We start from the raw sequence: 10,085 nt of genomic DNA, 5'->3' as shown, positions 1-10,085 counted from the left end.
TCGGTGAAAACATTTCCCATGTTCCTGACTGTCGCTGGACGTCGCATCGTTATTTGTGGCGGCGGCGAACAAGCGGCGCAAAAATGTCGGCTGGCTTTAAAAACCGAAGCGCAAATTGTGATTGCCGCCGGTGGCGAACTTGACGACGAACTCGCGGGTATCATCGCCCAAGGGCAAGCAAAACTTCATAGCACGGACGTAACTGTCGAGGTGTTTGAAGGCGCCGCTTTGGTTTTCATCGCGACGGGTTGCAAGGGGGCGGACGGCGCCCTTCATGCCATTGCGAAAGCGGCTGGCGCAATTGTAAACGTTGTTGATCAGCCTGCGCTTTGCGATGCGATGACCCCTTCTATTGTGGATCGAGATCCCGTTGTGGTAGCTATCGGCACTGAGGGGACCGCGCCCGTTTTAGCGCGGCAAATCAAGACCCGCATGGAGGAGTTGCTCGAACCAAACCTCGGCGATTTGGCCGCCCTTGTTGGACGGCTCCGCGACAGCGCGGCGCATCATCTCGGTCCCATTCAGCGGCGCGATCTTTGGCGCTGGGTGTTTACGGCCAGCCCGCGTGCGGATTTCACCGCAGGACGCGAACGGCCCGCCGCTCTGGCGATCAAAAATGCCATTGCGAACGGCGGCGCACCTGCCCAAGATTTACCAGGGCTTTGTTTGGTTTCGACGGGACAAGGCGGGCGGGATATGATGACGTTGCGGTCGGTCAAACGGCTTCAGGACGCGGACGTCATTTTCTACGATGGGGCCTTTGATCGCAGCTACCTTGAGTTCGCGCGGCGCGATGCCGAACGCGTGGAAGCGCCGCGAGATCAGCCCATTGAAACGACATCAGAACAATTGATCAAGGAGGCGCGGGCCAATCGGCGGGTTGTGTGGTTAACCCACGAAAACCCCGAAACCTGTGTGCAATGTGGGGCGCTTAAATCGGCCTTCGCAAGCGCCGAACTTAAGTGTGAAACGGTGGCCGGCGTGTTTTCACCAGCCACCGAATAGGTCATTCCGCCGCGTCGAGATAGCTTTCGAGCGGTGGGCAGGTACAGATCAAATTCCGATCCCCAAAGACGTTGTCGATCCGCCCAACAGGTGGCCAATATTTGTCGACTTTGAACGATCCGGGAGGGAAACAACCCTGCTCACGCGTGTAGGGGCGATCCCAGTCGCCAACCAGCGATGCAACCGTATGTGGCGCATGTTTGAGCGGGTTGTTGTCGGCATCCATTTCACCGGATTCAATCGCTGCAATCTCAGCACGAATTGAAAGCATCGCATCGATAAAGCGATCTAACTCGGCCTTTGTCTCGGACTCGGTTGGCTCAATCATCAGCGTGCCCGCTACGGGCCAACTCATGGTGGGCGCGTGGAAACCGCTGTCCATTAGGCGCTTGGCGATATCATCCACAGTCACATGCGCAGATTCCGCAAACGGGCGCGTATCAAGGATACACTCGTGTGCGACGTTGCCGCCCTTGCCCGTAAACAAAACGTCATAGGCCCCCGATAGGCGCGCACGAATGTAGTTGGCATTGAGAATGGCAACTTTGGTCGCGTTGGTGATCCCTTCGCCGCCCATCATCAAGCAATATGCCCAGCTGATTGGCAGGATGGAAGCCGAGCCAAATTGTGCTGCGGAAACAGGGCCTTCGCCGCCACCAGGCATTTCTGGATGTCCTGGAAGGAAAGGCTCAAGGTGCTTGCGAACACCGATTGGGCCCATTCCGGGACCACCACCGCCGTGCGGGATGCAGAAGGTTTTGTGCAGGTTCAGGTGGCTTACGTCGCCACCCAATTTCCCCGGTTGAGCCAGACCGACCATCGCGTTGAGGTTCGCGCCGTCGATATAAACCTGGCCACCGTAGGAGTGGGTGATTTCGCAAACATCCCTAATTGTTTTTTCAAACACGCCGTGGGTGGAGGGATAGGTGATCATACAGGCCGCGAGATTGTCGCCTGCGGCTTCGGCTTTGGCGCGGAAATCTTCCACGTCGATGTCGCCATTTTCTGCGGATTTGACCACAACAACCTTCATGCCCACCATTTGCGCAGAGGCCGGATTTGTACCATGCGCAGAGACCGGAATGAGGCAGACGTCGCGGTTCATATCGCCGTTTGAGCGGTGGTACGCTGCGATAGCAAGCAGCCCCGCGTATTCGCCCTGCGCGCCGGAATTTGGCTGCATCGACATCGCGTCATAGCCCGTAATCATGCACAACCGCTCCGACAGATCCTTGATCATTTCAAGGTAACCCGCGGTTTGATCGACAGGCGCGAAGGGGTGAATGGAGTTGAATTCCGGCCATGTCACCGGCATCATTTCAACCGCCGCATTGAGCTTCATAGTGCACGATCCAAGCGGGATCATCGTGCGATCAAGCGCCAAATCACGGTCCGCGAGGCGACGCATATAGCGCATCATTTCCGCTTCGGCACGGTTCATGTGGAAAATCGGGTGAGTTAGGAAATCGCTGGTCCGCAGAAGCGCATCAGGGAAGTTTTGCGACAGGGTTTCGGAAGTGTTCGCCTGCCACTCTGTAGCCTTTGTGTCCAATCCAAAGGCACGCCAAACGCCTTCAATAACCGCGGCGTCAACAACCTCATCCACAGAAATTCCGACACGAGTTGTCCCAACTTTCCGCAGGTTAATCCCTTCGGCCTCGGCGTTCTTCAATATCGCATTTTGGAATGCACCGACTTCGACTGTGACGGTGTCAAAGAAGGATTTGGTCTCAACTCCAAAGCCCGCGTCCGTCAGGCCTTTGGCCAAGGCTTGCGCATTAAAATGCACCATTTCCGCGATAGATTTCAGACCTTTGGGGCCGTGGAACACGGCAAAGAAACTCGCCATAACGGCCAGCAAGGCTTGGGCTGTACAAACGTTCGACGTGGCTTTTTCGCGGCGGATATGTTGCTCTCGAGTTTGCAGACTGAGTCGGTAAGCCTTGTTACCTTGGGAGTCGATTGAGACCCCAACAATCCGGCCCGGCATAGAGCGTTTGAAGTTGTCCGCACAGGACATGAAGGCCGCGTGTGGGCCGCCAAATCCGAGAGGCACGCCAAAGCGCTGCGCCGACCCAACGGCGATATCCGCCCCCATCGCGCCGGGTTCTTTGAGCATGGTCAATGCCAAAAGGTCGGTTGCCATTGTTGCGCCGGCTTTGGCCGCGTGAAGCGCTTCGATCTCAGGGGTGAAATCCCGCAATACGCCGAAGGTTCCGGGGTATTGGAAGATCGCGCCAAAGACTTCTTCGGCCTTAAGATCATCCACATTGCCAACAATCACTTCGATCCCCAAGGGGGCCGCACGTGTTTGAATAACGGCAATATTTTGGGGATGACAATTTTCGTCCACAAAGAAGGCGTTGGCCTTGGATTTAACCACGCGTTGCGTCATGACCATCGCTTCGGCACAGGCCGTAGCTTCGTCCAAAAGCGACGCATTCGCGACCGGCAAACCAGTCAAATCCGACACCACAGTCTGGAAGTTGAGCAACGCCTCTAGACGACCTTGCGCAATCTCGGGTTGGTAGGGCGTATAGGCCGTGTACCAAGCGGGATTTTCCAAAATGTTGCGTTGAATCGCGGGGGGTGTCACGGTACCGTAATACCCCTGCCCGATCAGATTGGTCATCACCTTATTTTTCTTTGCCGTCACACGCATTTTCGCAAGCAAACCGTGCTCTGTCATGGGCGCCCAAGGCAAGGGCTCGGTCTGACGAATACTGTCAGGAACCGTTGCATCAATCAGCGCATCAAGCGACGGATATCCGATCACCTCAAGCATCTGCGCCATTTCTTCGGGCGAAGGGCCAATGTGGCGACGGTTGGCGAAATCGTAGGTGTTATAACCAGTGGTTTGATAGGGCATTTTTTTCCTTAACCGATAAAGGCTTTATAAGCCGCTTCGTCCATCATGTCGTCCATCGGGCCGAGATCGTCGACCTTAAGCTTCACAAACCAAGCGTCATTTTCAGGGTCGTCGTTCACTTTGCCCGGCTCGTTTACGATCGAGTCGTTCACTTCCATGATTTCACCGTCGATGGGCGCAAGAATGTCGGACGCCGCTTTCACGCTTTCGATCACAACGATTTCGTCGTCTTTTACGACCATAGTGCCAACTTCGGGCAATTCAACAAAGACAACATCGCCAAGTTGCTCTGCGGCGTGGGCCGTAATGCCAACAACAACAAGGTCGTCTTCGATGCGTAGCCATTCGTGTTCTTCGGTGTATTTCATAGGGTCTCTCCAGTTGGATTTTAGCGTTTATAAGTGGATGGGCGGAACGGCATGTCGGCCACGGTTGCAGGCACCCGTTTGCCGCGCAGTTCGGCGAAAATCTTGGTGCCCGTTTGGGCGAATTCAGTGGCCACATAGCCCATCGACATCGGGCCTTCTATGCTCGGACCGAAGGCACCGGAGGTCACTTCTCCCATAGGTTCTGTGGCAGTTTCATCGGCGAATAGAAGTGTATGCGCGCGCATCGGGGCGCGGCCCTCGGGAAGGATACCCACACGGCGGCGACTTGCGCCCGTTTCAAACTGCGCAAGGATGACCTGCGCGCCGGGAAAACCGCCTTCGCGTGCGCCACCGTTACGGCGCGCTTTTTGAACGGCCCATTCCAGCGCGGCCTCAACAGGTGTTGTTGTTGTGTCAATATCGTTACCATAGAGGCAAAGTCCGGCTTCAAGACGCAAGCTGTCGCGCGCGCCAAGGCCGATCGGTTCCACGTCATCCTGCGCGAGTAAAGCTTTTGCAAATTCAACGGCATTTTCATTTGAAACTGAAATTTCATACCCGTCTTCGCCCGTATATCCCGAACGGGAAATCCACAATTCGCCATAGTCTGAAGCAACCACTGACACATCCATAAACACCATCTCGGCGGCCGAAGGCACAAGCGCCGAAAGGGCCGCCTCGGCTGCTGGACCTTGCAAAGCCAGAAGCGCACGGTCCTTAATTACTTCGATCTCACAATCAGGCAATCCAGCTTTCATATGCGCAATATCGGCGTCCTTACAGGAGGCGTTAACCACCAAAAACAAATGATCGCCACGGTTAGCAACCATAAGGTCGTCCAAAATTCCGCCATCTTCATTGGTGAACATCGCATAGCGCTGACGCCCTTCGGCCAGTGGAATAAGCGACACAGGCACCAAACGCTCAAGAGATTCAGCCGGATTATCGCCGCGCAGCAAAACTTGCCCCATGTGGCTCACATCAAACAGCCCCGCTTTGGTGCGTGTATGCAAATGCTCTTTCATCACGCCCAGCGGATATTGCACGGGCATTGCGTATCCTGCGAAGGGCACCATTTTGGCCCCAAGCTCGACGTGTAAATCATAAAAAACGGTCTGTTCTAATACGGCATCAGTCATCTGGCGTCCCCATTCTCTGATGCACGTGCAAGCGCGCGGCACCATTCAAAGCCCGCCCGATGCGTGCCTTTCTGATGCCCCCTCTGTCTTTTGCGCCTGAGATCGTTATCCCTTCGGCGGGCCTTGCGACCACTCTCCAGAGTTTTCGTACATCCCCGTGGTCCTGATGCCTGAGAGTTTACCGGGGCGGTTGCTCCTTCGGCACTATGTAACGCGAACGTTGCATAGATTCTCCCACTGAGATGCCAAATTAATACCGTTGAATTGCGCATCCGACAAGGGGTTGTATTCAGCCGCATACTGCGTAAATGCTGGGATATGAAAAATCCATTCTTTTTTGGCTATGGCTCGCTGGTTAATAAATCGACCCATTTGTATGAAAACGCCCACACGGCCCGAATCTCAGGCTGGCGTCGCACATGGCGGCATACGCCGCATCATCCGGTGTCTTTGCTCACAGCAACCCCTTGTGCGGCAAGCGAAATTGACGGGCTAATTGCGGAAGTTCCCAACGCCAATTGGCAGGCCTTAGACGAGCGCGAAAGCGGTTATGATCGCCACGTCGCGACCACGGTTGCGCATCCCCTTTCGCACACTCCCGAAATTGCGATCTATGCCGTGCCTCTTCAAGTCCCGTTCCAATCGCCCCATGCCCCAAGGATACTTTTGAGCTATCTGGATGTCGTGGTTCAGGGTTTTTTGCTTGAATATGGCGAGGAAGGCGTCGCGAGGTTTTTTGCGACCACCGATGGCTGGGACACTCCGATCCTGAACGATCGCGCCACGCCGCAATACCCCCGCGCCCGCATTCTCAGTCCAGATCAAACAGCATTGGTGGATGATTTCATAGCCCGTCTAGCGATGAAACCGCAGCAGGCTTAACTGACGCGCTTGACGTGCGAACGGTTCTGGTTGGATCACGATACCCCCGTCGCCCGTTGTGGTTTTCCTAATTACTTTTCGTACGAGAACCAGCGCGATAATAGCAAAAACAATTCCCCCGAGCGCTTGCCCGATCAGAATGCCTTTGGCACCATACCAAGCACTCCCTACCAGGACAAAGGGGATCGTTCCCAACGTGTGGCGCAGCCAGTTCACCCAAGTGGAGTAGAACGGGTGCCCAAGATTATTGAACGCCGCATTTGCCACGAAAATCACCCCGTTAAAGAACCACAACAATGCGAGCGGCCCACAGAACAACAAGATCAATTCCGCCGTCAAACCGTCTGCGTTAAACAATGCCAAAATCGGCCCACGCAAAGCAAAAAGGACGCCTGCTGCCAGCACCGTATAGATAGCAATAAACAGCAACCCGTCTTTCACAGCTTGGCGCACGCGATCAAACAATCCCGCCCCATAGTTCTGTCCGATGATCGGTCCAATTGCACCAGACAGGGCAAAAATAACCGCGAATGATAAGGGCACAAGGCGCGAAACAACGGCCATTCCCGCCACGGCCTCTTCTCCATATTCCGCCATGCTAGCAATCACATAGGCTTGGCCGATGGGGGTGGAAAGTTGGGTCAAGACTGCTGGGATAGCAATTTGAAAGAGGGCGGGGAAATCGGCGCTAAATTCCACTTTTGTTGGCTTTTGCAGCCCCCCGTGATGCTTGTAAATCATGATCAATGCATAGGCCGCCATAGCAACCCGTGCGGCAACTGAAGCCATTGCAGCCCCTGTCAATTCAAGGTCAAACCCGAAGATCAAAATCGGGTCCAAAATCGCGTTAACGAAGCCGCCCATGATCGTGGCCATCATCGAGTGACGCGCCGCCCCATGCGCACGTAAAACCGCACCGCCAGCCATGCCAACAATCAGGAAAGGGAGACTCGGAACGATGATCCGCAAATAGGTGACCGTCAGCCCGTGAACCTCGCCCGTGGCTCCCATCCAAGCTGCAAAAACAGGTACGAAATACCAAACAATCGCGGCGAAAATGGCGCCTAAAATCACACCATAAAGCAAGGCCGTCCCCGCGCGGCGGCTGGCCATATTAGCATCTCCAGACCCTAAAGCCCGTGAGACCAAAGCCCCCGCAGCGATCGCCATGCCAATCCCAAAGGAACTGGTGAAAAACAAAATCGCTCCTGCATAGCCCACGGCCGCCGCTAGTTCTGCCTTGCCTAGCATTGAGATGAAAATCATATCGACAAAGTCGACCAAAAATACCGCCATCAGCCCAAGACTGGCCGTAACGGACATTACGGTGACATGACGAAACAAGTTCCCTTTAAGGAAGGTGGCCTGAGCAGCAGGGGACGACATTTGAAAATCCGATCAATTTTCTGCGACTATACCGCCGCAGAAATCAAAAGAAAGCGTCCAAAATTCACACGTCACTCTGCGCTGGCGCACAGAGTTTAGGATTTTGCGCGAATAACCTGCAATAATGGAAGGACTGTTTTCATGTCCGGACCGTGTTCCATGCCAGTCAGTGCCTTGCGTAATGGCATAAACAATCCGCGTCCTTTGCGTCCCGTTGCTTCCTTAACGGCTGTGGTCCAAGCGCTCCATGTGTCACGATCAAACGGCCCGTCGGGCAACAACGCCATGGCTTCGCGCACAAACTCCGTATCCTCAGCTTCAATGACGGGATCACAACCCTCGCTAAATAAGGCCCACCACGGTGCCAGATCACGCATGGTGGCGATGTTTTCACGGATTGCCTCCCAGAAATCAGCCGCGATATCGTCTGGCACTCCCAGCGCCGCGATAGCATCCGCAACTTTCTCGAACGGTTGTTCGGCAAGGAGCTTGGCAGTCAAAGGTTTTAGGTCTTCTGAGTCGAATTTTGTTGGTGCGGCCCCAAAATTGGAAATATCGAAACCGGCAATCAAATCGCTCATTTCACTGCGCAATTCCACCGGATCAGATGACCCGAGCCGCGCCATCAAACTCAGGATAGCCATCGGTGCGATTCCCGCGGCGCGCATATCGCGTAGGGAAAGTGTTCCCAAACGCTTAGACAAGGCTTCGCCCTGTGGCCCCGTCAAAAGGGAGTGGTGCGCAAAGCTTGGAACGGTGCCGCCCAAAGCCTCGATAATTTGGATTTGGGTGGCGGTATTGGTCACGTGGTCGGAGCCACGCACCACGTTGGTCACGCCGTAATCAACATCATCGCAAACGGACGCCAAAGTATAAAGGAACTGCCCGTCGCCCTTGATCAAAACCGGATCGGAAACGCTCGCCGCGTCGATAGACAAATCGCCGAGGATACCGTCGTTCCAGTTGATGCGCTCTTGCTTGAGCTTAAACCGCCAGTGCCCGCCACGTTCCGCCCGAAGCGCGTCTTTTTCCGCCTCCGAAAGTGCCAAAGCCGAGCGATCATACACAGGGGGTTTCCCCATGTTGAGTTGCTTTTTACGTTTTAGATCAAGTTCTACCGGTGTTTCGAAACATTCGTAAAGGCGACCATCATCGCGCAACTTCTGCGCCGCTTCTTCATAGCGATCAATCCGCGCGGACTGGCGTTCGGTCCGGTCCCAAGTGAGGCCCAGCCACGTCAAATCTTCTTTGAGCGCATCCACATATTCTTGCTTGCTGCGCTCTGGGTCGGTGTCGTCAATCCGAAGGATAAATTCTCCCCCCGCAGCCCGTGCGATCATGAAGTTAAACAGCGCCGTGCGCAGGTTACCAATGTGGATATAGCCAGTGGGGCTTGGAGCAAAACGAGTGGTTGTCATGGGACTGCCTTTAAGTAGGGTTGGTCCCTTCTACGATGCAATTTTAGTCTGAGCAAGCGAACGACCCAACGTTAGGGGCGCAATTCAATGCAAAATGTGGCATTGGAATCAAAAAACGGGGGTCTCATGACAGATACATACATTATGCGTACGTATAAAAAGGCTCTCAAGCTTCCTTATGGGGCGCAGCTTTTTTCGGCCTACGCTGCCCGCAAGGCTCCGTATTTCAAAACCGTCCGCCCCCTCGTGACGCGGCTTGAGCCTCATCACTGTGATATTCTGATCAAGAAACGGCGTGCGGTCCAAAACCATATTGGCACAATGCATGTGATTGCGATTGCAAACGGTCTGGAAATGGCGATGGGCTTTATGGCGGAAGCCTCGGTTCCCGCGAATTTTCGGTGGATTCCCAAGGGTATGACGTTGGAATACCCTGCAAAAGCGAATACGGATTTGACCTGCACGGCAAGCGTTGATGCATCAGCGTGGAAGGTGGGAAATTTGGACGTTACCGTGGTGGCGCATGATACGCAGGGGGTGGCTGTGGTGACGGGCACGATCCATTTATGGATCAGTGAGAAGCCTGCGCGTTAACTTGGGTTAAGGGGCCAACGGGTATTTAAATCCTTCAACCCCGCGCTGATTAGGCGCTCAAGAATCGCGACATCTATATCCGCCAACTTATTGAAATAAAGGCAGGACTTTCCAATTTTAAATTTTCCGAGGCTTGCTAAAATATCGCTAAAATCGGCATACCCCGGAAGAATATATATCGAGAAATTCGCCTTGCGCGGTGAGAACCCCGTCGCCAAAAAATCACCTTCGCGACCACTTTCGTATTGGTAATGATACCGCCCATAACCAACAATACTGGGGCCCCACATCACCGGATCAAACCTCGTCACGCGCCGGAAAAGTGCGTCGAGTTCAACGGCGTCGGCGCGTTTTTGCGGGGAGGGAACGGCGGCCAAAAAATCGTCAACCGGTACATCGGTGGGTAGCGTTTTATTGGCCATAA

Annotated in this window: 8 protein-coding genes, 1 pseudogene and 1 riboswitch; of the genes and pseudogenes, 3 read left to right on the top strand and 6 right to left on the bottom strand. The window is 54.5% G+C overall.

All coding sequences use genetic code 11. The features are described from left to right. Positions 1–3 precede the first annotated feature (3 nt). Positions 4–1,005 carry an NAD(P)-dependent oxidoreductase gene (locus AB9F29_RS00670; RefSeq protein WP_369754251.1) on the top strand — a complete coding sequence of 334 codons (1,002 nt, stop codon included), beginning with the start codon at positions 4–6 and terminating at the stop codon, positions 1,003–1,005. A gap of 1 nt (position 1,006) precedes the next feature. Here AB9F29_RS00670 and gcvP read toward each other — a convergent pair whose 3' ends face one another. From gcvP to gcvT, 3 genes and pseudogenes are all read right to left on the bottom strand, one after another. Next, positions 1,007–3,874 carry an aminomethyl-transferring glycine dehydrogenase gene (gene gcvP, locus AB9F29_RS00665; protein WP_335585646.1) on the bottom strand — a complete coding sequence of 956 codons (2,868 nt, stop codon included), beginning with the start codon at positions 3,872–3,874 and terminating at the stop codon, positions 1,007–1,009. An 8-nt stretch (positions 3,875–3,882) separates the two neighbouring features. Continuing rightward, a pseudogene (gene gcvH / locus AB9F29_RS00660) lies at positions 3,883–4,245 on the bottom strand (glycine cleavage system protein GcvH); the annotation flags it as partial. Between the two features lie 17 nt (positions 4,246–4,262). After that, positions 4,263–5,381: a glycine cleavage system aminomethyltransferase GcvT gene (gcvT, locus tag AB9F29_RS00655; protein ID WP_369754250.1), complete on the bottom strand. Its 1,119-nt coding sequence runs from the start codon at positions 5,379–5,381 to the stop codon at positions 4,263–4,265. Positions 5,382–5,529: 148 nt separating this feature from the next. Then, a riboswitch (glycine riboswitch) is annotated at positions 5,530–5,628 on the bottom strand. Positions 5,629–5,699: 71 nt separating this feature from the next. Here gcvT and AB9F29_RS00650 point away from each other — a divergent pair. Beyond that, positions 5,700–6,263 (top strand): gamma-glutamylcyclotransferase family protein, encoded by a 564-nt coding sequence (locus AB9F29_RS00650; protein WP_335585649.1) that lies wholly within the window; start codon positions 5,700–5,702, stop codon positions 6,261–6,263. On the opposite strand, the gene AB9F29_RS00645 is transcribed toward AB9F29_RS00650, so the two are convergent. Together AB9F29_RS00645 and gltX are read right to left on the bottom strand one after the other, a co-directional pair. Further along, the gene (locus AB9F29_RS00645; protein WP_369754249.1) at positions 6,237–7,649 is read right to left on the bottom strand and encodes an MATE family efflux transporter; all 1,413 of its coding nucleotides are present in this window, start codon (positions 7,647–7,649) and stop codon (positions 6,237–6,239) included. The genes AB9F29_RS00650 and AB9F29_RS00645 overlap by 27 nt on opposite strands. Before the next feature lie 95 nt (positions 7,650–7,744). Further along, the gene (gene gltX, locus AB9F29_RS00640) at positions 7,745–9,067 is read right to left on the bottom strand and encodes a glutamate--tRNA ligase (protein ID WP_335585651.1); all 1,323 of its coding nucleotides are present in this window, start codon (positions 9,065–9,067) and stop codon (positions 7,745–7,747) included. Positions 9,068–9,193: 126 nt separating this feature from the next. Between gltX and AB9F29_RS00635 the strand changes: the two genes are divergently transcribed. Then, positions 9,194–9,661, top strand: coding sequence for a hotdog fold domain-containing protein (locus AB9F29_RS00635; RefSeq protein ID WP_369754248.1), 468 nt, complete (start codon positions 9,194–9,196; stop codon positions 9,659–9,661). Here the strand turns inward: AB9F29_RS00635 and AB9F29_RS00630 are convergent. Next, positions 9,658–10,083 (bottom strand): DUF1801 domain-containing protein, encoded by a 426-nt coding sequence (locus AB9F29_RS00630; protein WP_369754247.1) that lies wholly within the window; start codon positions 10,081–10,083, stop codon positions 9,658–9,660. The genes AB9F29_RS00635 and AB9F29_RS00630 overlap by 4 nt on opposite strands. Positions 10,084–10,085 lie beyond the last annotated feature (2 nt).

The organism is Falsihalocynthiibacter sp. S25ZX9 (assembly GCF_041205405.1).
Taxonomy (GTDB): Bacteria; Pseudomonadota; Alphaproteobacteria; order Rhodobacterales; family Rhodobacteraceae; genus Falsihalocynthiibacter; species Falsihalocynthiibacter arcticus.
The sequence above is the reverse complement of the archived record's forward strand: the minus strand, read 5'-3'. Positions and strand labels throughout refer to the sequence as shown.